This window comes from Aureimonas endophytica (genome assembly GCF_014642635.1).
Lineage (GTDB): Bacteria > Pseudomonadota > Alphaproteobacteria > Rhizobiales > Rhizobiaceae > Plantimonas > Plantimonas endophytica.
The window spans coordinates 174,333-198,725 of sequence record NZ_BMIQ01000007.1; the positions used below are offsets into that span (position 1 = coordinate 174,333).

The 24,393-nt window shown below is 69.6% G+C and carries 22 protein-coding genes; 9 read left to right on the forward strand and 13 right to left on the reverse strand.

From position 1 onward, the window contains the following. The first annotated feature begins 32 nt into the window (after window positions 1–32). Together IEY14_RS20075 and cbiB are read left to right on the forward strand one after the other, a co-directional pair. Window positions 33–1,322, forward strand: coding sequence for a cobyrinic acid a,c-diamide synthase CobB (locus IEY14_RS20075; protein ID WP_188911649.1), 1,290 nt, complete (start codon window positions 33–35; stop codon window positions 1,320–1,322). Next, window positions 1,322–2,311 carry an adenosylcobinamide-phosphate synthase CbiB gene (gene cbiB / locus IEY14_RS20080; protein ID WP_188911808.1) on the forward strand — a complete coding sequence of 330 codons (990 nt, stop codon included), beginning with the start codon at window positions 1,322–1,324 and terminating at the stop codon, window positions 2,309–2,311. The genes IEY14_RS20075 and cbiB overlap by 1 nt, the downstream gene beginning before the upstream one ends. Here the strand turns inward: cbiB and IEY14_RS20085 are convergent. Then, window positions 2,292–3,071, reverse strand: coding sequence for an adenosylcobinamide-GDP ribazoletransferase (locus IEY14_RS20085; RefSeq protein WP_188911652.1), 780 nt, complete (start codon window positions 3,069–3,071; stop codon window positions 2,292–2,294). The two genes, cbiB and IEY14_RS20085, sit on opposite strands and share 20 nt — an antisense overlap. Window positions 3,072–3,231: 160 nt before the next feature. On the opposite strand from IEY14_RS20085, the gene cobT reads away from it, so the two are divergent. After that, window positions 3,232–4,248: a nicotinate-nucleotide--dimethylbenzimidazole phosphoribosyltransferase gene (gene cobT / locus IEY14_RS20090; protein ID WP_188911810.1), complete on the forward strand. Its 1,017-nt coding sequence runs from the start codon at window positions 3,232–3,234 to the stop codon at window positions 4,246–4,248. Window positions 4,249–4,270: 22 nt separating this feature from the next. On the opposite strand, the gene IEY14_RS20095 is transcribed toward cobT, so the two are convergent. The 7 genes from IEY14_RS20095 to IEY14_RS20125 form a co-directional block, all read right to left on the reverse strand. Further along, window positions 4,271–4,465 carry a DUF3329 domain-containing protein gene (locus IEY14_RS20095; RefSeq protein ID WP_188911654.1) on the reverse strand — a complete coding sequence of 65 codons (195 nt, stop codon included), beginning with the start codon at window positions 4,463–4,465 and terminating at the stop codon, window positions 4,271–4,273. A gap of 2 nt (window positions 4,466–4,467) precedes the next feature. Then, window positions 4,468–5,709 carry an OpgC family protein gene (locus IEY14_RS20100; protein WP_244639604.1) on the reverse strand — a complete coding sequence of 414 codons (1,242 nt, stop codon included), beginning with the start codon at window positions 5,707–5,709 and terminating at the stop codon, window positions 4,468–4,470. 130 nt (window positions 5,710–5,839) lie between these two features. Continuing rightward, a complete protein-coding gene (gene mdoH, locus IEY14_RS20105) occupies window positions 5,840–7,645 on the reverse strand; it encodes a glucans biosynthesis glucosyltransferase MdoH (RefSeq protein ID WP_188911656.1) in 1,806 nt (601 codons plus the stop codon). A 121-nt stretch (window positions 7,646–7,766) separates the two neighbouring features. Beyond that, window positions 7,767–8,168 (reverse strand): hypothetical protein, encoded by a 402-nt coding sequence (locus IEY14_RS20110; RefSeq protein ID WP_188911658.1) that lies wholly within the window; start codon window positions 8,166–8,168, stop codon window positions 7,767–7,769. Then, a complete protein-coding gene (locus IEY14_RS20115) occupies window positions 8,165–9,799 on the reverse strand; it encodes an OpgD/OpgG family glucan biosynthesis protein (RefSeq protein ID WP_188911660.1) in 1,635 nt (544 codons plus the stop codon). Before IEY14_RS20115 ends, IEY14_RS20110 begins: the two co-directional genes overlap by 4 nt. A gap of 312 nt (window positions 9,800–10,111) precedes the next feature. After that, entirely contained in the window at window positions 10,112–11,071 is a 960-nt protein-coding gene (locus tag IEY14_RS20120; RefSeq protein WP_188911662.1) for an aldose epimerase family protein, read from the reverse strand. 90 nt (window positions 11,072–11,161) lie between these two features. Next, entirely contained in the window at window positions 11,162–11,575 is a 414-nt protein-coding gene (locus IEY14_RS20125) for a MarR family winged helix-turn-helix transcriptional regulator (protein ID WP_188911664.1), read from the reverse strand. Between the two features lie 486 nt (window positions 11,576–12,061). Between IEY14_RS20125 and IEY14_RS20130 the strand changes: the two genes are divergently transcribed. From IEY14_RS20130 to IEY14_RS20145, 4 genes are all read left to right on the forward strand, one after another. Further along, entirely contained in the window at window positions 12,062–13,312 is a 1,251-nt protein-coding gene (locus tag IEY14_RS20130; protein ID WP_188911666.1) for an adenylate/guanylate cyclase domain-containing protein, read from the forward strand. A 44-nt stretch (window positions 13,313–13,356) separates the two neighbouring features. Then, on the forward strand, window positions 13,357–13,599 hold the full coding sequence (locus tag IEY14_RS20135; RefSeq protein WP_188911668.1) for a hypothetical protein: 243 nt from the start codon (window positions 13,357–13,359) through the stop codon (window positions 13,597–13,599). Window positions 13,600–13,711: 112 nt separating this feature from the next. Continuing rightward, entirely contained in the window at window positions 13,712–15,163 is a 1,452-nt protein-coding gene (sthA, locus tag IEY14_RS20140) for a Si-specific NAD(P)(+) transhydrogenase (protein WP_188911670.1), read from the forward strand. A 122-nt stretch (window positions 15,164–15,285) separates the two neighbouring features. Beyond that, the gene (locus tag IEY14_RS20145) at window positions 15,286–16,437 is read left to right on the forward strand and encodes a glycosyltransferase family 4 protein (protein WP_244639605.1); all 1,152 of its coding nucleotides are present in this window, start codon (window positions 15,286–15,288) and stop codon (window positions 16,435–16,437) included. A 6-nt stretch (window positions 16,438–16,443) separates the two neighbouring features. Here IEY14_RS20145 and IEY14_RS20150 read toward each other — a convergent pair whose 3' ends face one another. The 3 genes from IEY14_RS20150 to IEY14_RS20160 all read right to left on the reverse strand — a co-directional run bounded on the left by IEY14_RS20150 (window position 16,444) and on the right by IEY14_RS20160 (window position 18,209). Then, entirely contained in the window at window positions 16,444–17,475 is a 1,032-nt protein-coding gene (locus tag IEY14_RS20150) for an LLM class flavin-dependent oxidoreductase (protein ID WP_188911672.1), read from the reverse strand. Window positions 17,476–17,582: 107 nt separating this feature from the next. Further along, a complete protein-coding gene (locus tag IEY14_RS20155) occupies window positions 17,583–18,008 on the reverse strand; it encodes a DUF1810 domain-containing protein (protein ID WP_188911674.1) in 426 nt (141 codons plus the stop codon). A gap of 3 nt (window positions 18,009–18,011) precedes the next feature. Further along, window positions 18,012–18,209, reverse strand: coding sequence for a hypothetical protein (locus IEY14_RS20160; RefSeq protein WP_188911676.1), 198 nt, complete (start codon window positions 18,207–18,209; stop codon window positions 18,012–18,014). A 249-nt stretch (window positions 18,210–18,458) separates the two neighbouring features. On the opposite strand from IEY14_RS20160, the gene IEY14_RS20165 reads away from it, so the two are divergent. After that, window positions 18,459–21,077, forward strand: coding sequence for a response regulator (locus tag IEY14_RS20165; protein WP_188911678.1), 2,619 nt, complete (start codon window positions 18,459–18,461; stop codon window positions 21,075–21,077). Window positions 21,078–21,087: 10 nt separating this feature from the next. On the opposite strand, the gene IEY14_RS20170 is transcribed toward IEY14_RS20165, so the two are convergent. After that, window positions 21,088–21,807, reverse strand: coding sequence for a trypsin-like serine peptidase (locus IEY14_RS20170; protein WP_188911680.1), 720 nt, complete (start codon window positions 21,805–21,807; stop codon window positions 21,088–21,090). A gap of 90 nt (window positions 21,808–21,897) precedes the next feature. On the opposite strand from IEY14_RS20170, the gene IEY14_RS20175 reads away from it, so the two are divergent. Beyond that, complete coding sequence (locus tag IEY14_RS20175) at window positions 21,898–23,511, forward strand: alpha-amylase family glycosyl hydrolase (protein ID WP_188911682.1); 1,614 nt, start codon at window positions 21,898–21,900, stop codon at window positions 23,509–23,511. Here IEY14_RS20175 and IEY14_RS20180 read toward each other — a convergent pair whose 3' ends face one another. Next, complete coding sequence (locus IEY14_RS20180; protein WP_188911684.1) at window positions 23,512–24,318, reverse strand: transglutaminase-like domain-containing protein; 807 nt, start codon at window positions 24,316–24,318, stop codon at window positions 23,512–23,514. Window positions 24,319–24,393 lie beyond the last annotated feature (75 nt).

Sequence of the window (24,393 nt, forward strand, 5' to 3'; positions counted from 1 at the left end):
TTCGAGGTTTCGCCACTCGCACTGTCGCCGCGATGACCGGTGTTTTGATCGCCGCGCCGGCCTCGGGGTCCGGCAAGACCACCGTGACGCTCGGTCTGTTGCGGGCGCTTGCGCGGGCCGGCCGGTCCGTCGCCAGCGCCAAGGCCGGGCCGGACTATATCGACCCCGCCTTCCACGCGGCGGCGAGCGGCGCGCCCTGCGTCAATCTCGACCCTTGGGCGATGCGGCCGGCGCTGCTCGCCGCGCTGTCCGGCGAGGCGGAGGGCGAGTTGCTGGTCGTCGAGGGCATGATGGGTCTCTTCGACGGCGCGGCCGACGGCACCGGCTCGGCGGCCGATCTCGCCCTGCGGCTCGGTCTCGCCGTGGTGCTGGTGGTGGACTGCGCGCGCCAGTCGCATTCGGTCGCGGCCCTGGTGCGCGGCTTCCGCGATCATCGCCCGGACCTCGCGCTCGCGGGCGTCATCCTTAACCGCGTCGCCAGCCCCCGGCACGAGGCGCTGCTTCGCGCCGCGCTGGCGCCGCTGGCCTTGCCCGTTCTCGGCGCGCTGCCGACACGCGAGGACCTCGGCCTGCCGTCGCGCCATCTCGGCCTCGTCCAGGCCGGCGAGCATCCGGCGCTCGAAGCCTTCATCGAGCGCGCCGCCGACTGGGTGGCGGCGGGGCTCGATCTCGCCGCGCTGGCGACGCTCGCGGCGAGAGACTTGCCACGGGACATGGCGGTCGCCCGGCTCGCGCCGCTCGGGCGCCGCATCGCGGTGGCGCGCGACGAGGCCTTCGCCTTCGCCTATCCGCATCTTCTCGCCGGCTGGCGGCGGGACGGGGCGGAGCTCGCCTTCTTCTCGCCGCTCGGCGACGAGGCGCCCGAGGTCGGCGCCGATGCCGTGTTCCTGCCCGGCGGCTATCCCGAGCTCCATGCCGGGCGGCTTGCCGGGGCGGAGCGGTTCCGGGCCGGCCTGACGGCGGCGGCGGATCGCGGCGCGGCGATCTATGGCGAATGCGGCGGCTACATGGTGCTCGGCGACGGGCTGGAGGATGCGGAGGGCCGGCGGCACCGGATGCTCGGTCTCCTGCCGCTCGAGACGAGCTTCGCCCGCCGCCGGCGCCAGCTCGGCTATCGCCGCCTCCGGCCGCTCGGCGGCTTTCCCTGGCGGGAGGGGCTTCTCGCGGGTCATGAATTCCACTACGCGAGCACCATCCGCGAAGGCGCGGCCGAGCGGCTCTTCGCCGCCACGGACGCGGCCGGCGATCCGCTCGGTGCCATGGGCTTGCGCAGGGGCCGGGTCGGCGGCTCCTTCTGCCACGTGATCGACCGCGCCGAATGATGCTGATCCATGCGCTGATTCTGCTGCTCGCCACGCTCCTCGACCGATGGGTGGGCGATCCGCCCTGGCTCTGGCGCCGCCTGCCGCATCCGGTGGCGCTGATCGGGCGCGGCATCGCCTTCATGGACGATATCTGGAACAACGGCCGCGCCTCGTTTCGCGCCCGGCGCCTGCGCGGCGCCCTGGCGCTCGCGCTGATGCTCGGTCTCGCCCTTCTCGTCGGCTTCGACCTGCATCTCCTGCTCGCGGCCCTCGGCCCGGTCGGCCTTCTCGCCGAGGTCGTCGTCGTCGCGGTGCTTCTCGCCGGCAAGAGCCTTGCCGACCATGTCGCTGCCGTCGCGCGGGCGCTGCGCGGCCAGGGCCTGCCGGAAGGCCGGCGGGCGGTGTCGATGATTGTCGGCCGCGACCCGGAGGCGCTGGACGAGCCGGCCGTCTGCCGGGCCGCGATCGAGAGCCTCGCCGAGAACGCCTCCGATGGCCTCGTCGCCCCCTGGCTCTTCTTCCTGGTCTTCGGCCTGCCGGGCCTTCTCGTCTACAAGGTGGTGAACACCGCCGATTCGATGATCGGTCACATGAGCGAGCGCCATCGCGCCTTCGGCTGGGCCGCCGCGCGGCTGGACGACGTCCTGAACTTCGTCCCGGCCCGGCTGACGGCGCTGTTCTTCGCGCTGGTCGCGCCGAAGATCGGCGCCTCGCGCCGCGCCACCTGGGCGACGGCGCGGCGCGATGCCGGGCTGCACCGCTCGCCCAATGCCGGCTGGCCGGAATGCGCGATGGCCGGGGCGCTCGGCCTGTCGCTCGGCGGGCCGCGCCGCTACGGCGAAGTGATCGTCGATGCGCCGGAGCTGAATTCCGGCGGCCGGCGCGAGGCGGGCGTCGAGGATATCGACCGCGCCCTCGTCCTCTATCGGCGCCTGTCGGACCTCCTCGTCGCGCTGGCTCTGGTTCTTCTGCTGCTGGCCCTCGTCGTCACGCTGATCTCACGGTAAGGGCGAGGCCGATCAGGATCGCCATTTCGGCGATCTGCTGGGCGGCGCCGAGGCAGTCGCCGGTCTGGCCGCCGAGACGGCGGCGCAATAGGGCGCGAAAGCCGGCGAGCCCGGCCAGGGCGAGACCGAGCGCGCAAAGACCGCCGCCGAGCCCGAAGCCCGGCAGGCCGCCGAGAAGGAGGATCGCCGTGCCGAGTGCCGCCGCCTGGCGGCCGGCGCGCGGCGAGGGCCGTCCGGCCCGATCCGCCGTGCCGCCCGGCACGGCCGGCGGCAAATCGGCCCAGAGCCAGGCCATGAGGCCCCGGCTCGCCGCCGCCGCGAGGAGCAGGGCGAGCGCCGCCCGGCCCGGCCCGCGCGCGGCGAGATCGGCAAGAAGCGAGGCGCGCAGCAGCAGCGACAGGCCGAGCGCCAGCGCGCCATAGGCGCCGATCCGGCTGTCCTTCATGATCTCCAGCGCCCGTTCCTTCGGCCGGTTGCCGCCCAGCCCGTCCGCGACATCGGCGAGCCCGTCCTCGTGCAGGGCGCCGGTCGTGCCGACGAGGAGGCCGAGGGCGAGAATCGCGGCGCTCGCCGGCGACAGGCCGAGCGCGGCGGCGGCGAGAAGCAGGGCCGCCGAAGGCAGCGCGATCACGAGCCCGGCCAGCGGAAAGGCATAGGCGTCGCGGCCGAGCGGCGGCGACTCGCGGAAGGCGCCGGCCGGCGCCGGCAGGCGCGACAGGAAGGCAAGCGCGCGAAACGTCGCGGAAACGAGGGTCTGCATTGCAATCTTGTCGCTTGGCGGGCCGAATTCGGCTCTCTAGAGGTCCTGACGGAACCTCCGGGTAAAGAGACTCGGCCAGCTGACCCCCGCGAGGTTCCGTTCGGGTCTCTTAGACCCGCGCCCTGACGACTCTCAAGGAAAAGCCTCCATGTCCGACCTGATGTCCACGAGCGGCCTGCCCTTCGACGACATCCGCGCTCTCGTCCGCCAGATGCCGGGGCCCGATCACGCGGCCCGGCATGAGGCGCGACATCGCCAGGAGCGGCTGACCAAGCCGTCCGGCTCGCTCGGGCGGCTGGAGGAGATCGCCGAATGGCTGGCCGCCTGGCAGCGCCGCGCCCCGGCGGTGACGCGCCCGGTCGTCGCCATCTTCGCCGGCAATCACGGCGTGGCGAAACAGGGCGTCTCGGCCTTTCCGCCGGAGGTGACGGCGCAGATGGTGTCGAACTTCGCCGCCGGCGGCGCCGCGATCAACCAGATCTGCGCCGCCTACGATCTCGGCCTGAAGGTCTTCGACCTCGCGCTCGACATGCCGACCGGCGACATTTCCGAAGAGCCGGCGATGGACGAGAAGGGCTGCGCCGCGACCATGGCCTTCGGCATGGAGGCGCTGACCGGCGAGCCGGACCTCCTCTGCATCGGCGAGATGGGCATCGCCAATACCACGATCGCGGCGGCGCTCTGCGCCGGCCTCTTCGGCGGGACGGGCACCGACTGGGTGGGCAAGGGCACCGGGCTCGACGCGGCGGGCCTTGCCCGCAAGGCGGCCGTGGTGGACCGCGCCCTCGCGCTGCACGGCGCGCATCTCGCCGATCCGCTGGAAGTGCTGCGCCGGCTCGGCGGGCGCGAACTCGCGGCGATGGCCGGCGCGGTGCTGGCGGCGCGGATGCAGAACGTGCCGGTGATCGTCGACGGCTTCGTCGCGACGGCCGCCGCCGCCGTGCTCTGGCGGCTCGATCCCGCAGCGCTCGACCATTGCCTCTTCGGCCATGTCTCGGCCGAGCCCGGCCATATGAAGCTGCTTCAGGCGATGGGCAAGGTGCCGCTGCTGGCGCTCGGCATGCGGCTCGGCGAGGGCACCGGCGCGGCGCTCGCCGCCGGCCTCGTCAAGGCCGCCGTCGCCTGCCATTCCGGCATGGCGACCTTCGACGCCGCCGGCGTTTCCGACCGGAACTGAGTGGTGGAAGAGGGAAGGGGCGCTACTTCGCCCCTTCCTTCGGGAAATTGAGAAAGAAGGTCCAGAGCGAATAGGCGAGGACGGCGCCGGTGATCCACGCCCAGATGCGGTCGCCGTAGAAGATCTCGACACCGGTCCAGACCGTCAGCACGACGACGAGCAGGACGCGCCGCCAGAGCGGGCGGAAGAAGGCGATATTGCGTTCGCTCGGCGTCATCGTCACCCTTTGAAAGCCCTCGCGGTCAGCATGCCGGCCTGTCCGGCACCGTCCGGCGGCGCCCGCTCGGCCATCGCCTCCGCCGCCCGGACGGGGCGCGGCTGCGCGGCGGCCGGTATGGGGGCCGGCTTCCTTATCGCCTGTCCGGCGGTGCGCCACCAATCAAGAAAATGGGCGAGACCGAATTGCAGGCCGAGCCCGGCGGCGATCAGGAGCGTGTCGCGCAGATGCTGCGGCGGCTCGCCGAACTTCACCACCTGCACGACCAGCGCCAGCGCCGTGCCGGTGGCGAAGACCGGCAGCGAATGGCGCCCGAGGCGGGTGAAGGGATTGTCGGCCGAGATCCGGGAGAAGACCGATTCCCGCGGCGCATGGGCGAAGACATAGACGAGCGCCAGGAGATGCAGGAGGCGCGGCAGCGACACGTAGGTCTTGTCGAAGCCGGACAGCATCACCGGCAGGCCGAAATCCCGCTCGAAGCCCCACATCTCGAATTCGATGAACAGGAAGGAGCCGGCGAGATAGGCGAGCGCCGCGATGTAGAGCGGCCGCGAATAGGGCACCGCCTGCTCGCCCGAGAGCCGGGCGAGGCCGCAATTCAGCCCGATGGCGAAGATGAGCTGCCAGGCGAAGGGGTTGAAGAACCAGCCGCCCGAATAGGGATGGTTCGGCAGGTTGAGCCAGAACAGGGCCGCGAAGGCCCAGAGCAGGAAGGCGCCGAGCACCATGCCGTTGCGTCCTACCGCGATGGTGAGGGCGAGCAGCGCCGGCAGCATCACGAGCAGCGCCACATACATCGGCAGGATGTTGACGAAGCGCAGCTGGTGGCCAAGCGTCGCGAGCCCGACCAGCGTGTTCAGCGGATCGGTGACGATCGGCGCCAGATCGTTGGCGGCCAGGATGCCGCCATCGCCGAAGATCAGCGCGGCCCAGGCGAAGAAGCCAACCGCGAAAAGCGTCAGCGCCGTATGGACGAGATAGAGCGTGCCCGCCCGGCGCCAGGCCTTCAGCGAGACCACCAGCCGATGGCCGCCAAGGAACGGCCGCCCATAGGCGAAGGCCGATGCATAGCCGGCAAGAAAAACGAAGAGTTCGGCCGAATCGGAAAAGCCGAAATTGCGCGACGTCATGTTCTCCCAGAAGTTGCCTGGGATGTGATTGATGAAGATCATGGCCAGGGCGACGCCTCGAAAGAAATCGACGCGATGGTCACGCTTGCCGGTATGGGTCGAAGAACTCTGCACGGTACACGAGGTAAGCCCGGGTAACTGAACGTCGACTGAACGGTGGTCGATTCCCTTACCCGGCAAAAATGATCGCGGCGGCACGCACCTTTCGGTCCGCGCCGCCGAAGCTTGGCTGCGAAGGGTTGGATCAGGCCGGGTTGGCGGCCAGGCCCGGGCGGACGGGCGCTGCCGCGTCCGGCGCGGCGGCGAGCCGGCCGGAAATCGCCTCGAGCCGCCGCCGCCACGTCTCCGACGCGCGGATCACCGGCTCCGGATCGAGTTCGAAGGGCGTCGAGAGCAGGCCGGCGCGGCGCATGGCGTCGCCGAGTTCCGGGTCGCCCGTCACGCTGATCAGGATCGGCGAGATGAGGAGAGGACCCGCGATCGGCAGCATCCAGAGGAAGAGTTCCGGCGAATAGGCGAGCGTCGTCACGGCGAGGATCATGCCGAAGATCACCATCCACCAGGAGGCCTTGAAGGCCATGCCGAGCGGCAGCTTGCCGTCGTCGCGATCGGTCGAGGGCCAGCCGCTGTCGAGGCGCAAGAGGATTTCCGCCACCGCCTTCGACTGGAACATCATCATGACCGGCGCGAGGATGCTGGTCATCACTAGCTCGACGAAGGCGCCGGCGAGCACCTGATAGGAGGAGCCGAAGGCCCGGCGGCGCGCCGTGACGGCGGAGGCGAAGGCGATCAGGAATTTCGGCAGGAGGAGGAGGAGGAAGATGCCGAAGAGCAGAAGCAGCGCCTTGCCGGTTTCCGGCGTCGGGAAGACGGGAAACAGCGAATCGGCCGGGAAGTAGTTCGGCTCCGCCGCGATGATCGGGTCGAGCAGGCTGACGATGATGAACATCAGCCAGATCGGCGAGGCGGCATAGGCCATGATGCCGGTGATCATCGAGATCCGGCTCCAGAGATTGAAGCGCGGCGCGAGAACGAGCTTGCCGTGCTGGAGATTGCCCTGGCACCAGCGCCGGTCGCGCTTGGCATATTCGATGAGGTTGGAGGGGGCCTCCTCGTAGGAGCCTTCGAGATCGGGATCGACGCGCACGCGCCAGCCGCCGCGCGACAGGAGCGCCGCCTCGACGAAGTCGTGGCTGAGGATATGGCCGCCGAAGGGCGCCTTGCCGGGCAGGCTCGGCATGCCGCAGCAGGCGGCGAAGGCGCGGACGCGGATGATGGCGTTATGGCCCCAGAACGGCCCCTCGCGGCCCTGAAGGGCGGCGATGCCGCGCGAGAAGATCGGCGAATAGAGCGCGGCCGAGAATTGCAGCGCCCGCCCGAAGGGCGTGCGGCGGCCGATGATCAGCGGCTGGGTCTGGAGCAGGCCGAGATCGGGCTCGGCATCCATGCGCGTCACCATTTCGAGAATGGTCTGCGGCCGCATCAGGCTGTCGGCGTCGAGGACCAGCATATATTCGTAGGCCCCGCCGTTACGCGTCACGAAATCGGCGATGTTGCCGGCCTTGCGGCCGACATTCTTCTCGCGGTTGCGATAGTAGAGATGGCCGGCGACATGGAGCTCCGAGAGGAGCGTATAGGTCGAGCGCCGCTCGTGCTCGACATGGCTCGCCTTGGTCGAGTCGCTGAGGATGTAAAAGTCGAAATTCTCCAGTCGGCCGATCGAGCGCAGGCCCTCCATCATCGCGGCGACGCGCGCGAAGACCGAATCGGCATCCTCGTTATAGACCGGCACCAGCACGGCGGTGCGGCTCAGCGTCATCTGGCGCGGCACCGGCACGGAGCGCCGCTCGCGGCTGGCGGCGAAGATGCCGGTGAGCGCGGTGTTGAAGCCCCAGGCCAGCCAGACGCAGCAGATGGTCAGCAGCGTCACCTGCAGCACCTGCAGCCGGCTCGTGCCGCTGGCGGTGACGACCACGGCGAAGAGAGCGCCGGCGACGAGCGCCAGGATCACGGCGGTGGCGGCGAAGAGGAAGCGGCGAAAGGCGATCAAAGGGAGCGTTCCCCGAAAAAGGCGGCACGGCGCGGCGCGCGACGGGGCGGCCGCGGCACGCGCCGCGAAGGTTCGAACCGGAGCGCGGCGACGAGGGGCGTACCCTGCATCGCCGTCCGGCCTACCAGCTGAAGGTCAGGAAGCGGCGCTTGGTCCCGCTTCCGCCGCTCGGCTTGTCGTCGAGCAGGGCCTGGATCGGCATGTCGAGCGGGGCCGAGGGCATTGGCAGCGCCAGGCTCCGCACGAAGTTCACGGCGATATGCTTGCCGGCGAGGGCGGCGTTCAGCACGGTGCGCGCCTGGCGCGGATCGCGGCGCTCAAAGGCCAGGCGCTCGGCCACCGCCTTCAGCATGACATCGTCCGACAGGTCGCGGCGGCCGACGATTTCCCCGGCGCTCTCATAGATCTTCGGTGATGGCATCGCCGATGTCGGGTGCGCCTTGGGCGTGTTGCGGGAGGGTCTGATGGCTGCATGCATTGCAGCATCGCGCGGCTTCGGCAAGATGGCGGGCTGCGGAGTCATGCGCCTGTCCACTGATAGAGCCAAGTTTCGCTGACAATGCGCTGCGACATAGAGAGTTTCGCGCGAAGTTCCACCGGCACGTCGCTTTTCCGGCGTAATTCGATGGCCATGCGCCAACCGCCGCTCGGCAGGCGGTCCAACGCGACATGCACGAGCTCGGCGCTGTCCGGCACGTCGACGATCGGGTCCAGCTTGGTGTCGAGCGGCAGGCTGGCGATGGTGCCGCCCTCGAAATTGATGGCGAAGAGCTTGGTGTCGCTCGGCTTCTCCTCGGCGGGATTGCCGCCAGGACCGCCGAACGTGCCCTGGACCTGGGCGAGGATATAGGGCGCCTCGGCCGCGAGGCCCCAGCGCATGCGGTAGCGGAACTCGTATTGCGAGCCGGCTTCCGGCCGCTTCTCCGGCACCCAGAAGGCGACGATATTGTCGTTGATCTCGGCCTTGGTCGGAATCTCGACCAATTCGATCATGCCCTTGCCCCAGTCGCCGATCGGCTCGATCATCAGCGAGGGCCGCACCTCGTAGCGCGACTCGGTGTCCTCGTAATGGGAGAAGTCGCGGTCGCGCTGGAGCAGGCCGAAGGCGACCGGCGAGGCTTCCTGGAAGTAGGACAGCGCCAGCGCCTCGGGATTGCGCAAAGGGCGCCAGAGCCGCTCGCCGTTGCGGCGATGGATCGACAGCCCGTCATTGTCGTGCACTTCCGGCCGGAAGTCGTCGCGCAGGCGCCGGTCGTTCTCGCCGAAGGTGAACATGGAGGTGAGGGGGGCGACGCCGAGCCGGTCGACCGCGTTGCGGAAATAGAGCCGCGCCGTCACTTCCATCACCGTCTGCGGGCCGGGGCTGATGGTGAAGGCATAGGCGCCGGTCAGGCTGGCGCTGTCGAGCTCGGCGAAGATGCGGATGTCGTTCTCGCCGGGGCCGGGCTTCACGATGTAGAAGGCCGAGAAGCGCGGAAATTCCTCCGGCGTCTGCGTCGCGGTGTTGATCGCGAGGCCGCGCGCCGAAAGGCCGTAGCGCGTGTTCATCCCGAGCGCGCGGAAATAGGAGGCGCCGAGGAAGGTCACCAGCTCGTCGAAATAGTCGGGCCGCTGCAACGGATAATGCAGGCGGAAGCCGGCGATGCCCGGCAGGACGAGATTCTGGAACTTCGTCGGGTCGAGCGGCGCGCGATATTCGAAATCCGCGCCGGTGAAGGTCTGGAGCTGGAAGCGCTTGCCGTCGCCGACGAAGATGCGCGTCAGGTCGCGGGCCTGCGCCCCCGGATAGAAGGCCTGGAGCTGGAAATTCGCCGGGTCGGAGCGCCAGAGCGCGTGGTCCGGGATAAAGCGGATGGCGCGATGCTCGTCATAGCTCAGCTTGGCGAGGAGATCGGGCAGCTGGATCGGGGTCTCGACGAAGGGCTGGCTGGCGCGCCGGCGCATCATCGCGGAGAAGGATTCGAAGTCGAAATTCTCGACCACCGTGCCGTCCGCGTTGGGAGCGGCACCGGGCACGGCGGCGGGCGCCGGCGGCGCGGCGGGCGGCTCTGCCTGCGGGTCCTGGGCGAAGCCGTAGCGGCCGCCCGCCAAAAGGGCGGCGCCGGCAAGGCCCGCCTTCAGGGCCGCGCGACGGGACAGGGAACTCTGCTTCATCACGAAAGGATCGGCTCTTCCATCGGTTTGCGCCTGCTCACTGGACTTAGCACATGCGAAAGCCGGTGCCATCATCCCGTGTCGAGCTATGCACGCAACAATCTGACTGCGGGATGAACGCCATTCACCCCGATCATATTGACGATTCAATGGAAAGCCAGCCGTGAGGGCCGCGCCGGCCACTCATCCCCAGTTCATGCGCGACGCGGGGCGCCGCCGGCGCGCCGGCTAGGCACGGGGATCGGCGCCGCGCTTCGTTCCGCAGCGCACCCGGCAGCGGCCCGAGCCGCTCGCCGGCCCGGCCGATTCGGCTCAGCCCCGCACGAAGCGGTAGACGCTCTCGTGGCGATAGCGCTCGCCCGGCCGCAGGATGGTCGAGGGAAAGCGGTCGTGATGGGGCGCGTCCGGCCAGTTCTGCGGCTCGATCGCGATCGCGCCGTAGCGGCCGAGCGGCCGGCCGTCGAGCCCGGTCACCGTGCCGTCGAGCATGTTGCCGTCATAGACCTGAAGGCCGCATTCGGTCGTGGCGATCTCCACCGACAGGCCGCTCGCCTCGCAGAAGAGGCGCGCGGCGGGGCGGGGCGTCCAGGACCGCTCGCCGCTCAGGCAGAAATTATGGTCGAGGACGGCGGGGCCGCGCCCGATGACGCGCCCGTTGCGGAAGTCGAATTCCGTGCCCTCCACGGCGGCGATCTCGCCGGTCGGGATCAGCGTCGCATCGACCGGCAGATAGTGGTCGGCGGCGATCTCGACGCAATGGTCGCGCGTCTCGGCCTCGCCGGAGAGATTGAAATAGAGATGCGAGGTCATGTTGATCGGGCAGGGCGCCGTGACCTCGCCCTCGTAGACGATGGTCAGCATGTCGTCCTCGGCGGCGAAGATCGCGACGAGATTGGCGATGCCGGGATAGCCGTCGGCGCCATCCGGCAGCGTCAGCGACAGGGCGGCGTCGGTCGAGGACATGCTGTCGATCTCCCAGTTCCGCGCCCAGGCGCCGGTCGCCCCGCCATGGAGATGGTTCGGCGGCTCGTTCAGCGAGAGCTGGCGCGTCTCGCCGCTGATCGGCAGGCGGCCGCCGGCGATGCGATTGGCGTTCCGGCCGATCGTCGCGCCGAGAAAGGGCTTGTTGGCGGGGCCGTAGAACTCGCGATCCTCGGCGCCGACGACCAGCGGAAAGTCGACGCCGTCGAAATGGACCGAGCGGATGGAGGCGCCGGCGGGCAGGATCTCGACACTCAGCGCGGAACTCTGCAAACGGATGCTCGCGCCCATGATCGACTCTTCCTCCCTGACGTGAAGCGCAAAGGAAGGGCACCGGCCGCCCATGTCAATCCGAGCGGCGGGTCGAAGGGCGGGGAAAGCCTAGCGCAGGCGCCGGAGCTTCGCCGTGAGAAGCATGTCGACCTTTTCCAGCATGCGGATCTGCTCGGCGAATTCGGCCTCGCCGAACGACCCCTTCAGCTCCGCTTCGAGCCGGTCCCAGATGCCCTGCACGTCGCGGCGCACCTTCTCGCCCTCGGCCGTCAGCGTCACCATGGTGCGGCGCGCGTCCTGGCTGTTGGCGGTGCGCTTCACGAGATCGCGCTCGATCAGCCGGTCCAGCATCTTCGACACGGTGGAGGGGCGCACGGCGAGCTGTTCGGCGAGCACCGAGACGCTGACCTTCTCGCCGGGGTCCAGCCCCTGGAGCAACTGGTCCTGGCCGGGATGCAGCCCGATCTCGGCGAGAAGCAGGGTCAGGAAGGCCCGGCTCGACTTGGCGATCGAAAGCAACATCGGCACGAACTCATTGAGCTCGTCCGACTCGTTGCTACCGGTTCCTGGAGTCGGTCCGTTCGCCGCCGTCGCCGTCATGCTCGAATGCTTGCCATGAATCGGACACGCCTCAAATCGTGATAAGTGCGGCCAGCTAACATTATGCCGATGGCCGTGACGATGAACCCGGCGGCCGATGAAACGATTTTTATCCTTAGGAGGCAAAGGCTTCGGAAGAGAACGAACCTGCCCTGGCGCCTTGTCTTCCCTTGTCGCGCCAAATCCTCCCGAGGACCGGCGATCCCGGGCGGTGGGTTCGTCCACCGATCGATCGCGCCGTCTTCGAAACTATATAGGCGGGCCGGACCCGATCTTGCAGGTGATCCGCCAATTCTTTCGATTCGGCCGTTCCCATCTTTCATCGTCGTCCGGAACGCGTCGGGGATCGCCGGGCGCCGTCGCCGGAGACCGGACCTAAAAGATTGATCGTATGAGCTCGAAGCCTTCATGAACCCGGATATGATGACGATCGCCGACGTGAAGGACATCAAGGATCAGATCCTGGCGGCGGCGCTCGCCGGCGCGGACGAGGGCACGCTGCTGCGCCTGCTCTGCGAGGTCGGCGGGGCGCGCGGCCTGCCCATCGGCCGGGCGATCCTCGTCGCCGACACGCTGCACCCGATCTACGAGGGGCGCGCCTTTCGCTGGCGCAACGACGGCATCGAGGAGGAATGCGAGGTCGCCTATGGCCGCACCGACGAGGGCGAGGCGGCCGAGAACTGGCAGCGCAGCATCTTCTACCGGATGCTCCAGACCGGCGAGGCGCGCATCCGCCGCCGCCTCGCCGCCGAGGACGATGCCGAATTCGAGCATCTGCGCGAATTGAGGGCCGAGGGCTACACCGACTATCTCGCCTTCATGCAGCCCTTCGGCGCCGGCGGGGCGATCGGCGATCTCGACTGCGTCTTCGGCTATGTCGCGACGCGTGAGCCGGCCGGCTTCCCGGAGGCCGGCATCGCGGCGCTCGACGCGGTGATCCCGACCCTCACTCTCGCCATCAAGACCGCCTCGCTCGCCCGCATCGCCGAAACGCTGGTCGAGGTCTATCTCGGGCGCGACGCCCGCGAACGCGTCCTCAAGGGGCGGATCGAGCGCGGCAAGGCGGAGACGATCGAGACGGTGCTGTGGTTCTCCGATCTCCACGGCTTCACCACCATCACCGACACGGCGGCGCCGGAGGAGATCATCCCGCTGCTCAACGACTATTCCGGCGCGGTGATCGACGCGGTCCACGCGGCCGGCGGCAATGTCCTGAAGCTCATCGGCGACGGGGTGCTCGCGATCTTCAACTTCGAGACGGCGGGCGAGGCGGCGGCCGCCGCGCTCGGCGCCGAGGCGGAACTGCGCCGGCGCGAGGCCGAGATCGACGCGCGGCGGCGCGCCGAGGGCCGCCCGGCCACCTCCGTCTATATCGGCCTCCATCTCGGCGAGGTCTTCTACGGCAATATCGGCTCGCAGGACCGTCTCGACTTCACCGTCGTCGGCCCCTGCGTCAACGAGGTGGCGCGCATCGCCTCCATGTGCCGCTCGGTGGACCGGCTCGTCGTCGCCTCCGCCGCCTTCTGCGAGGCGTTGCCGCCGGCCGAGCGTCGACGGCTCGTCTCGGTCGGCCGCTTCGCGCTGCGCGGCGTCGGCCGGGCGCAGGAACTCTTCACCCTCGATCCCGAACTCGCCGAACGGGAACGCCGCCGCCCCTGAGGCCTTCTTCCCGAAGACCCCTATCTCTTTGGAAGGAGGATGAGATGTCCGACACCAACAAGGCCCGTCTCGACGATCCGCGTCTCGACGCCGACCTCGCGCGCAACGCCGATCCCGACAAGCCCGATCCCAAGCCGGCGCGGCTCGGCCCGGAGCCGGTGCCGGACGCGGGCGAGACGATCGAACGCGAGACGGCGGAGGCGGGCGCGGCACCGTCGCGCTCCAGCGTCGAGGGCGTCGACGAGGCGGCGGCCCAGCGCGACTCCCTCATCGATTCGACGCGATAGGGCCGTTTTCGCCGCAGCGCGAAAAAGGCGTTGCGCGGAGCGGTAGGGGGAATGCAATATTTCTGGCGTAAGCAGGGCCATGAACGCGCACTCCTCTCTGGTGGAGCAATCCATGCCTCGTTTCGACCTCATCGTCATCGGCAGCGGCCCGTCCGGCCGGCGCGCGGCGATCCAGGCGGCCAAGCTCGGCAAGCAGGTGCTGGTGGTCGAGCGCAATCCGCGCGTCGGCGGGGTCTCCGTGCATACGGGCACGATCCCGTCGAAGGCGCTGCGCGAGACGGTGCTGAACCTTACCGGCTGGCGCGAGCGCGGCTTCTACGGCTCGGCCTATCGCGTGAAGAAGGACATCTCGGCCGCCGATCTCTGGCAGCGTGGCGCCAAGATCCTGGAGCACGAGGTCGACGTCCTGGAGCACCAGTTCGCCCGCAACCGGGTGACGACCGTCCAGGGCGAGGCGCGCTTCCTCTCGCCGAACCGGATCGAGCTGATTCGCAGCCGCGAGGCCGAGCCGGAGCATTACGAGGCGGACTTCTTCGTCATCGCCTGCGGCACGCGGCCCTATCGCCCGACGCATGTTCCCTTCGACGGCAAGACGGTCTTCGATTCGGACGAGATCCTGAAGCTGGAAACGCTGCCGCGCTCGCTCACCGTCGTCGGCGCCGGGGTCATCGGCGTCGAATACGCGACGATCTTCTCGGCGCTGGAAATCGCCGTGACCCTGGTCGAGCCGCGCGCCTCCTTCCTCGACTTCATCGATCGCGAGCTGATCGAGGAGTTCATGCACGAGCTGCGCGACCGCAACGTCTCGCTGCGCCTCGGCTCGGAGGTGAAGGCGGTGGAGTTCGACGGTGCCGGCCGGCCGGTCTGCCGCATCGCCAGCGGCCGCGACGTGACGAGCGACATGCTGCTCTATGCCGCCGGGCGCATGGGCGCGACCGAGGGGCTGAACCTCGCCGCCGCCGGGCTCGAGACCGACCATCGCGGCCGCCTCACGGTCGATGCGAAGACGCTCCAGACGAAGGTGCCGCATATCTATGCCGCCGGCGACGTGATCGGCTTCCCGAGCCTCGCCTCGACCTCGATGGAACAGGGGCGGCTCGCCGCCTGCCACGCCTTCGGCCTCGCGCCGCAGGCGGCGCCGGAACATTTCCCCTACGGCATCTACGCCGTGCCGGAAATGTCGACGGTCGGCATGAGCGAGGAGGAGGTGATCCAGCGCAAGATCCCCTACGAATGCGGCATCGCCCGCTTCCGCGAGACCTCGCGCGGCCACATCATGGGCCTCCAGTCCGGCATGATGAAGATGATCTTCTCCAAGAAGACGCGCCGCCTGCTCGGCGTCCACATCATCGGCGAGGGCGCGACGGAGCTGATCCATATCGGCCAGGCGGTGATGGCCCTGAAGGGCACCATCGACTATTTCATGGAATCGACCTTCAACTATCCGACGCTGGCCGAGGCCTACAAGATCGCCAGCCTCGACGCGTGGAACCGCGCCTTCGCGCCGACCGCCGCGGCGCCGGAGGTGCCGGACATGCCGGAGGCGATCGAGGACGCGGCCTGAGGGCTGGCCGGCGTCTCGCCGGCTTCCCCGCCGGTCTCGGCGGCCTCGCCTGTCGATTTCGCTCGCGACGCCGCCGGATTTCGGGTTTAGAGGCGTGCCACCCGTAGCTCGAACCGAACGCCTTGTCCCCGACGCCACCGAAACTGCTCTTCCTCGCGACCGAGGACTGGTTCTTCGCTTCCCATTTCCTGCCCATGCTGCGCGCCGCGCGCGCGGCGGGACTGTCGGTGACCGTCGCGACGCGCTTCGCCCGGCACCGGGCGGCGATCGAGGCCGAGGGCGCGCGGACGGTGGATCTCGACATGGAGCGCGGCGCCGGGCGCGCGCTCGGCCCGGCGCGCGCCCTCTGGCGCACCGTGCGCCTCCTGCGGGAGGAACGGCCCGACATCGTGCATGCCATCTCGCTGCGCGCCGTGCTGCTCGGCGGGCTTGCCCGCCGCATCGCCGATAGCGAGGCGGCCTTCATCCAGGCGGTGACCGGGCTCGGCGTCGTCGGCGCGGATTCGGGGCCCGCCGGCCGCACGGCGCGCTTCCTGTTCCGCCAGCTGATCCGCGGCCCCTTCGAGATGGCGGACACCTTCTATCTCTTCGAGAACGAGGCCGACGCGCGCTGGCTGCGGCTGTCGCCGGAGGCGTCGAACGTCGTTCTCGTCGCCGGCGCCGGCGTCGATCCGGCCGCCTATCCGGCGACCCCGCTGCCGGGCGAGGACGGACCGCTGCGCATCGCTCTCGTCGCCCGCATGCTCTGGTCGAAGGGCGTCGATCTGGCGGTCGAGGCCGTGACGCGTGCCCGGGCCGCCGGCGGCGCGATCGAGCTCTCGCTCTATGGCGCGCCCGATCCCGCCAATCCCCGCGCGGTTCCGCTGAAGGTGCTGGAGGAGTGGGGCCGCCGCGACGGCATCCGCTGGCACGGCCATACGAGCGACGTCGCCGAAGTCTGGCGCTCCCATCATGTCGCCTGCCTGCCCTCGCGCGGCGGCGAGGGCCTGCCCCGGACGCTGCTCGAGGCGGCGAGCTGCGGCCGGCCGCTGCTCGCGACCGACGTGCCCGGTTGCAGCCTGTTCCTGCGCGACGGATGCGAGGGGCGCCTCGTGCCGCCGGACGACCCGGAGGCGCTGGCCGGGGCGATGCTGGCGCTCGCCGGGGACCGCGACGCGTTGCGGCGCATGGGCGAGGCCGCCGCCGCCCGCCTGCGGGCCGGCTTCACCGAGGATCACGTCGCCGCCACCGTCGAGGCGCTCTACCGCCGCATCCTCGCCGGGCGCCCGCGATAGGCGCCGTCAGGCGAGCATGTCGCGCACCATCGGCGCCACCTTGGTGCCGAAGAGCTCGATGCAGCGCATCAGCTTGCCATGGGGCAGGGGGCCGGCGGAATATTTGAGGTCGAAGCGCTGGACGCCGAGCGCCTTGACCGTGGTCGCGATCTTCCTCGCCACCGTCTCGGGCGCGCCGATATAGAGCGAGCCGTGATCGGCCTCGCGGTCGAAATCGGCGCGTTGCAGCTCCGGCCAGCCGCGCGTGCGGCCGATCTGGGCATGCATGCGCTGGTAGTCGGGGAAGAACTCGTCGCGCGCGCTTTCGTCGCTCTCGCCGACATAGCCGGGGGAATGGACGCCGACCGGCTGCACCGGGCGCCCGAATTCCTGGAAGGCGCGCGCATAGAGATCGACATAGGGCCGGAAGCGCGCCGGATTGCCGCCGATGATCGCCAGCATCATCGGCAGATCATGGCGGGCGGCGCGCACCACCGATTCCGGCGAGCCGCCGACGCCGATCCAGGTCTTGAGCCGCCCGGTCTCGATCGTCGGAAAGACGCGCTGGTCGCGCAGCGGCGGGCGGGTCGTGCCCTGCCAGGTCACCGGCCCGCCGGGCAGGAGATGGGCGAAGAGATCGAGCTTCTCCTCGAAGAGCGGCTCGTATTGCGCGAGGTCGAAGCCGAAGAGCGGGAAGCTCTCGGTGAAGGAGCCGCGCCCGAGGATCACCTCGGCCCGTCCGTTCGACAGGGCGTCGAGCGTCGCGAAGCGCTGGAAGACGCGGATCGGATCGTCGGAGGAAAGCACCGTCACCGCCGAGCCGAGGCGGATGCGCCGCGTGACGGCGGCGATGGCCGCCAGCACCACGTCCGGCGCCGACACGGCGAAATCCTCGCGATGGTGCTCGCCCAGGCCGAAGAAGTCGAGCCCGACCTCGTCGGCGAGCCGCCCTTCCGCCACGACGTCGCGCACCACCTGCGCATGGGACAGCGGCGCGCCCGTTTCGCCGCGCGTCACGTCGCCGAACGTGTCGAGACCGAGTTCGAGAGGCTGGGACATGGCGGAAGGCTTCCCTGAGGCGTCGCGGGCGCGCTCGCCGCGCCGCGTGCCGTCCTTGTTTCACAGGGCGGGGCGCCGATGAAGTCCCCGCCGGGCGACGCACCGTTTCAAGCGCCGAGCCGGGCGAGCGTCGCGGGGTCCTCCTCACCGCCGTAGAAGCGGGCGAGCGCCTCGCCGAAGAGCGCCTCGCCGGGATCGGCATGGCGGAACAGCGTCATCGAGGAGCGGAACTTCATGTCGTCGGGCGAGCCGAAGATCCGATGCGCCGTCAGGTCCCGATGGGCGTTGACGAGCGCCGTCGCCTGGACCAGCCGCGCCCCGAGCAGCGGATGGGCGCGATAGGCCGCCGCCTCGGCGAGCGAGGCGATGGCATAGCGCCGCGCCATCGCACTATGGCCGAGCCCGGCGATCTGCGGAAAGACGAACCACATCCAATGGCTCGTCTTCCGGCCGCGCCGCAGCTCGTCGAGGGCCGTCTCGATCGTCCCCTCCTGCGCCGCGACGAAGCGGGCGAGGTCGTGCGGGTCCGGCATCGCTCAAGCGGCAGGCGAGGCCGGCGGGGCGTCCACCGCCCCTTCCGGCCGCGCCGTCCCGCGCTCGGCGAAGGCGCGGGCCTGTTCGAAGCCGTCGCGCCAGCACAGCCAGTCCTCGCTATCGGCATCGTGCGGGTTCGCGGTGCGGGCCTCTCCTCTCGCGAAGGCGGCCGCGCCTTCCGCCAGGGCCTTGTGGCTCATGACTGTCTTTCTCCCGCGTCCCTGCCGCCAGGAGGTCACTAAGCTTGCGTCCGAATTGTGGCCGCCCGTTCGGCCGGGCTTTCGCGCAACCGCCTCATCCTATTGACAGAAACGCCGGCGGATCGGATGGGTGAACGTTTTTTCGAGAGGCGCGGATTTTCGCATGGACCGCGCTAGCTTCCGGTGGGAGGCTGGCGGGTCCGTGCGGCGGGCAAGGGACCGCGGCGGGCGGCGAAGGGTGGGCGAGACGTGACGGCTGAGGCTTCGAGCGAGATCATCTGGCCCATCGGCGGCGGCGAGACCGGCGCGCTCGTCCGCGCCTTCGACTGGTCGAAGACCTCGCTCGGGCCGCTCGCGGACTGGCCGGTGCATCTGCGCTTCGAGGTCGACACGATCGTCAATTCGCCGATCCCGAAGGTCCTCATGTGGGGGCCGGACCATGTGATGATCTATAACGACAGCTATATCGGCATCGCCGGCGGCTATCACCCACAGGCCTTCGGCGGCCGGGTGCCCGAGATCTGGCCGGAGATCTGGGATTGGAACCGCCGCATCCTGGCGGAAGGCTTCGGGGGGCGGGTCCAGAGCTATCGCGACCAGCCGATGGTGCTGATGCGCAGCGGCGTGCCGGAGGAGGTGACCTTCGACCTCTTCTACACGCCGATCCATCAGGAGGACGGCACGGTCGGCGGCGTGCTCTGCACGGTTCTCGAAAACACCGAGAAGGTGAAGGCGCAGCGCGAGCTCGCCCGCAGCGAGGCGGAGATGCGCCTGATCACCGATGCGATGCCGGTGCTCGTCGCCTTCATGGGGCCCGACCATGTCTATCGCTTCGCCAACCATTTCTATCAGGAATGGTTCGGCATCGAGCCCGCCGCCATCGTCGGGCGCCACGCGCGCGAGATCCTCGGCGAGGAGACCTATGCCGAGCGCCGGCCGCTGATCGATCGCGCCCTGACGGGCGAGACCGTCGTGTCCGACGGACATCTGCCCTATCGCGACGGCACGCGGCGCGGCGCCGAGATCCGCTACATCCCGCGCCTCGGCCATGACGGCCGGGTGGAGGGCATCCATGTCCTCGTCTTCGATGTCGACGAGCGCAATCGCACGGAAGCGGCGCTGCGCCGCCATGCCGAGGAGCTGGAGCGCAGCGTCCGCCATCGCCAGCGGGCCGAGGAGCAGCTCCGCGCGCTGAACGAGACGCTGGAGAGCCGCATCGTCGCGGCGATCGAGGAGCGGCGCCGCGCCGAGGTGGCGCTCGCCCAGTCGCAGAAGCTCGAGACCATCGGCAAGCTCACCGGCGGCGTCGCGCACGACTTCAACAATCTTCTTCAGGTCGTCTCCGGCAATCTCCAGCTTCTCGCCAAGGACATCGCCGGCAACGACCGCGCCGAGCGCCGCATCGCCAATGCCATGGCGGGCGTGTCGCGCGGCGCCAAGCTTGCCAGCCAGCTTCTCGCCTTCGGCCGCCGCCAGGCGCTGGAGCCTAAGGTGGTGAACGTCACGCGCTTCGTGCGCGGCATGGACGACATCCTGCGCCGGGCGATCGGCGAGGGGATCGAGGTCGAGACCGTGGTCGGCGGCGGGTTGTGGAACACCTTCATCGATCCGACGCAGATCGAGAACGCGCTCTTGAACCTCGCGATCAATGCCCGCGACGCGATGGAAGGCCAGGGCAAGCTGACGATCGAGCTCGGCAATGCGGCGCTCGACGACGATTATGCCCGCGCCCATGCCGATGTCGCGCCCGGCCAATATGTCATGCTCGCCGTCTCCGACACCGGCTGCGGCATGTCGGCGGAGGTGATGGGGAAGGTCTTCGAACCTTTCTTCTCCACCAAGCCGGAGGGCAAGGGCTCCGGCCTCGGCCTATCGATGGTCTACGGCTTCGTCAAGCAGTCCGGCGGCCATGTGAAGATCTATTCGGAGATCGGCCACGGCACCACGATCCGCCTCTATCTGCCGCGCGCCATGGAGGCCGAGGACGCGGAGGTGAAGCTGTCCGCCGGGCCGATCGTCGGCGGCGGCGAGACGATCCTCGTCGTGGAGGACGACGCGGAAGTGCGCGACACCGTGGTCGAGATGCTGACCGATCTCGGCTATCGCGTGCTGAAGGCGGTCGATGCCCAGTCGGGCCTCAACGTGGTCGAGAGCGGCATCCCGATCGACCTCCTCTTCACCGACGTCGTGATGCCCGGCACGCTGAAGAGCCCGGAACTCGCCCGCAAGGCGAAGGAGCGCCTGCCGAACATCGCGGTGCTCTTCACCTCCGGCTATACGGAGAATTCGATCGTGCATGGCGGGCGGCTCGATGTCGGCGTCGAGCTTCTGTCGAAGCCCTATACGCGCGAGGCCCTGGCGCGGAAGGTGCGCCATGTCCTCGCCAACGGCCGGCAGGAGAAGGCGCCGCGAGGTGCCGCCGGCCCGTCGCGCGCCGGCGGGGCGGAGACCGACGCGCCCGCGCCGCAGCCCAAACGCTCCTTCACGCCGCGCACCGTGCTCCTCGTCGAGGACGATCCGATGATCCGCATGGTCTCGGCCGACATGTTGCAGGAATTCGGCCATGTGGTGATCGAGGCCGGCAGCGCCGAGGACGCGCTGGTGGCGCTGGAGACCGCGCCGATCGACGTGCTCGTCACCGACGTGAACCTGCCGGGCCTCAGCGGGCCGCAACTCGCCGTCGAGGCGCGGCGCATCCGGCCGGGCATCGCGGTGGTCTTCGCCACCGGCGACGCGCGGGTCGAGGGCGCGGAAGGCTGCGTCGTCCTGTCGAAGCCCTATGACGGGACGGCGCTCGACGCGGCGGTCAATCGCGCGGCGGCGATCCCCGCGCGTCCGGGCGCGGGCGCGGAGCGCGCCAAGGCCTGACCGCGCGCCGTCAAGGCGGGCCGGTGAAGGCGCTCGCCGGCACGGCGAAGAGCAGGTCCCGCCCGCCATCGTGCCCACCGGCGACCTGGATGCCGACGAGCCGGTTCGCCTCGTCGACGAGCGGCCCGCCGGAATAGCCCTTCTCGATCCGGCAGGCGGCGACGACGACGTTGCCCGGCGCGAGGCCGAGGACCGGGCAGGGATGGGCGACCGTCAGCGCATAGAGCCGCGACTGGCCGAAGCCGGCGGAAGCCAGCGGCGTGCCGGGCTCCGGCGCGGCCGCGACGGGGGACAGGGGCGCGACATCCGCCGGCGCGGGCTCCGCGAGATCGAGCAGCGCCCAGTCGTCGGCGATCGTGGCAAGCGGCTGCTTCGGATCGAAGCGCGGGCCCGTCCGCACCGCCGCCGCCACCGTCTGGAAGACGAAGCGGCCCCGGTCGTAGCCGAGCACGAAATGGATCGATTCCGGGCGCATGAAATGGCCCGTCGCCTTGTTGTAGAGGCAATGGGCTGCCGTGACGGCCTGCCGGCGCGACAGAAGCACGCCGGTGCAGCGGCCATAGGCGCTGTTGTTCACCTGGCCGACCGCCGTCCAGGGTGGTCGGGAAATGTCGGTGCGCTCCAGCGGGGTCGCGGCCGGCGGTTCGGCCCGCGCCGCCGAGGCGGCGAGAAGAAGCGCGAGCGCCGTGCCGAGCGCCCTCGTCGCCCGCCTTCCGAATGTCCTTGCCACGATCCGCCCCCGCGCCAGCTTTCCGCCGGTGCCGCCCGGCCGAGGCGCATCATAGGCCACTCTATCCAGGCTTGCACGAAAGGAACGGCCATGGCCGAGATCGAATGGTGGAAGCGGGGCGTCGTCTACCAGATCTATCCGCGCTCCTTCCAGGACAGCGACGGCGACGGCACCGGCGACCTGCCGGGCATCCATCGCCGCCTCGACTATCTCCAGGACCTCGGCATCGACGCGATCTGGATCTCGCCGGTCTACCCCTCGCCTATGGCCGATTTCGGCTATGATGTCGCCGACTATTGCGGGATCGATCCGCTCTTCGGGACGCTGGAGGATTTCGACGCGCTCGTCGCCGAGGCCCATGCCCGCGCCATGCGCGTCCTTCTCGACTTCGTGCCGAACCATACGTCCGACCGGCATCCCTGGTTTCAGGAGAGCCGGAGCGGGCGAGGGAGCGCCAGGCGCGACTGGTATCTCTGGCGCGATCCCGCCCCCGACGGCGGTCCGCCCAACAACTGGCTCAGCAATTTCGGCGGCAGCGCCTGGACCTATGACGCGGCGAGCGGCCAATATTACTATCATGCCTTCCTGAAGGAGCAGCCGGACCTCAACTGGCGCAACGAGGAGGTGCGTGCCGCGATGTTCGACGCGCTGCGCTTCTGGCTGCGGCGCGGCGTCGACGGCTTCCGCGTCGACGTGCTCTGGCATCTCATCAAGGACGCGGCCTTCCGGGACAATCCGCCGAACCCGTTCTGGCGGGACGGCATGCCGGAGATCGACCGGCTGCTGCAGGTCCATTCCACCGATCAGGCGGAGGTCCACGAGGTCGTCGCCGGGATGCGGCGTGTTCTGGCGGAGTTCGGCGCCGACCGGCTGCTGATCGGCGAGATCTACCTGCCGGTGGCGCGGCTCGTCGCCTATTACGGCAAGAACGGCGAGGGGGCGCAGCTGCCCTTCAACTTCCAGCTCATCCATGCCGCCTGGAACGCCGAAACCCTGGCGCGGCTGATCGCCGATTACGAGGCGGCGCTGCCGGAGGGCGGCTGGCCGAACTGGGTGCTCGGCAATCACGACCAGAAGCGGATCGCGGCGCGCGTCGGCGAGAAGCAGGCCCGCGTCGCGGCGATGCTGCTTCTCACCCTGCGCGGCACGCCGACCCTCTATTACGGCGACGAAATCGGTCTCGCCCATGTCGAGGTGCCGCCGGAAGCGGTGCGCGACCCCTGGGAGAAGAACGAGCCGGGCCTCGGCTTCGGGCGCGATCCCGAGCGCACGCCGATGCAATGGGATGCCTCGCCCGGCGCCGGCTTCACGACGGGCCGGCCCTGGCTGCCGCTCTCGCCCGACCATTCGACCCGCAACGTGGCCGTGCTCGACCGCGAGCCCGGCTCGATCCTCGGTCTGGTGCGGGCGCTCCTGGCGCTGCGGCGGGCGCGTCCGGCGCTCGGGTCCGGTTCCTTCGCCGCCGTGCGGGCCGAAGGCGCGGTGCTCGCCTTCGAGCGCGGCTCGGGCGCCGATCGCCTGCTCGTCGCGCTCAATCTCGGCCACGAGACGGCGGAACTCGAGACCGGCGCCTTCGCGGGCGGCACGCTCGTCCTGTCCACCGTCCATGGCGCGGCGCCGCGCCCGGTGCCCGCCCGTCTCGCGCTGGCGCCGGACGAAGGCGCGGTGATCGCGCCCGGCGAGGCGCGCGGGACGGCCGGCTGATCAGACGACCTCGTCGGTCACCACCTCGAACTGCGAGAGGATGCTCGGGCCGAAGCTCGTCGACAGGGCGACGTCGGTCGCGTCGCGGCCCGTCGCCATCAGGATGCGGCCGATGCGCGGCGTGTTGTGCCGCGCGTCGAACGTATACCAGCGGCCGGACAGATAGACTTCGAACCAGGCGCTGAAATCCATCGGATAGCGCACCGGCGGAATGCCGATATCGCCGAGATAGCCGGTGCAGTAACGCGCCGGGATGTTCATGCAGCGGCAGAGCGTGATCGCCAGATGCGCGAAGTCGCGGCAGACGCCGGTGCGGTCGATATAGCCGCCATAGGCGGTGCGCTGCGAATTGGCGTTCTGATAGTTGAAGGCGATGTGATTGTGCGTCCAGTCGCAGATCGCCTGCACCCGCGCCCAGCCCGGCGGCGTATGGGCGAAGAGCGACCAGGCGAGATCGCCCAGCCGGTCCGTGTCGCAATAGCGGCTGCCGAGCAGATAGACGAGCACCTCGTCCGGCAGGTGCTGGATGTCGTGCTGCACCGCGTCCCAGGCGACGATGTCCGGCAGGCCGGAATCGTAGATGTCGAACTGCGTGGTGATCGTGGTGCGGCCGGGCGGCGCGACGATGCGGGTGCAGGCATTGCCGAAGCTGTCGGTATAGGCCCAGGCCTCCAGCGGCCTGTCGAAATAGAGGGTCTGGTCGGTGAGGAGATCGACGCGGCGCGACGGATGGATGTTGAGGACGAGCAGCATCGGCGTCGGCTGCACGCAATCATAGGCGAGGCTGAAACCCGCATGGATCTTCATCGTGACGCTCCGCCTGCTAGACTGCCTAACTTCCCATCATTTGGGAAATCTGCATAAAATTCCAGCCCTCGTCTC

What these genes read in the sequence shown, in the direction of transcription:
- IEY14_RS20075 (WP_188911649.1), top strand. Translation starts at nt 33, where the DNA reads ATGACCGGTGTTTTGATCGCCGCGCCGGCCTCGGGGTCCGGCAAGACC.
- cbiB (WP_188911808.1), top strand. Translation starts at nt 1,322, where the DNA reads ATGCTGATCCATGCGCTGATTCTGCTGCTCGCCACGCTCCTCGACCGA.
- IEY14_RS20085 (WP_188911652.1), bottom strand. Translation starts at nt 3,071, where the DNA reads ATGCAGACCCTCGTTTCCGCGACGTTTCGCGCGCTTGCCTTCCTGTCG.
- cobT (WP_188911810.1), top strand. Translation starts at nt 3,232, where the DNA reads ATGTCCACGAGCGGCCTGCCCTTCGACGACATCCGCGCTCTCGTCCGC.
- IEY14_RS20095 (WP_188911654.1), bottom strand. Translation starts at nt 4,465, where the DNA reads ATGACGCCGAGCGAACGCAATATCGCCTTCTTCCGCCCGCTCTGGCGG.
- IEY14_RS20110 (WP_188911658.1), bottom strand. Translation starts at nt 8,168, where the DNA reads ATGACTCCGCAGCCCGCCATCTTGCCGAAGCCGCGCGATGCTGCAATG.
- IEY14_RS20115 (WP_188911660.1), bottom strand. Translation starts at nt 9,799, where the DNA reads ATGAAGCAGAGTTCCCTGTCCCGTCGCGCGGCCCTGAAGGCGGGCCTT.
- IEY14_RS20120 (WP_188911662.1), bottom strand. Translation starts at nt 11,071, where the DNA reads ATGGGCGCGAGCATCCGTTTGCAGAGTTCCGCGCTGAGTGTCGAGATC.
- IEY14_RS20125 (WP_188911664.1), bottom strand. Translation starts at nt 11,575, where the DNA reads ATGTTGCTTTCGATCGCCAAGTCGAGCCGGGCCTTCCTGACCCTGCTT.
- IEY14_RS20130 (WP_188911666.1), top strand. Translation starts at nt 12,062, where the DNA reads ATGAACCCGGATATGATGACGATCGCCGACGTGAAGGACATCAAGGAT.
- IEY14_RS20135 (WP_188911668.1), top strand. Translation starts at nt 13,357, where the DNA reads ATGTCCGACACCAACAAGGCCCGTCTCGACGATCCGCGTCTCGACGCC.
- sthA (WP_188911670.1), top strand. Translation starts at nt 13,712, where the DNA reads ATGCCTCGTTTCGACCTCATCGTCATCGGCAGCGGCCCGTCCGGCCGG.
- IEY14_RS20150 (WP_188911672.1), bottom strand. Translation starts at nt 17,475, where the DNA reads ATGTCCCAGCCTCTCGAACTCGGTCTCGACACGTTCGGCGACGTGACG.
- IEY14_RS20155 (WP_188911674.1), bottom strand. Translation starts at nt 18,008, where the DNA reads ATGCCGGACCCGCACGACCTCGCCCGCTTCGTCGCGGCGCAGGAGGGG.
- IEY14_RS20160 (WP_188911676.1), bottom strand. Translation starts at nt 18,209, where the DNA reads ATGAGCCACAAGGCCCTGGCGGAAGGCGCGGCCGCCTTCGCGAGAGGA.
- IEY14_RS20175 (WP_188911682.1), top strand. Translation starts at nt 21,898, where the DNA reads ATGGCCGAGATCGAATGGTGGAAGCGGGGCGTCGTCTACCAGATCTAT.
- IEY14_RS20180 (WP_188911684.1), bottom strand. Translation starts at nt 24,318, where the DNA reads ATGAAGATCCATGCGGGTTTCAGCCTCGCCTATGATTGCGTGCAGCCG.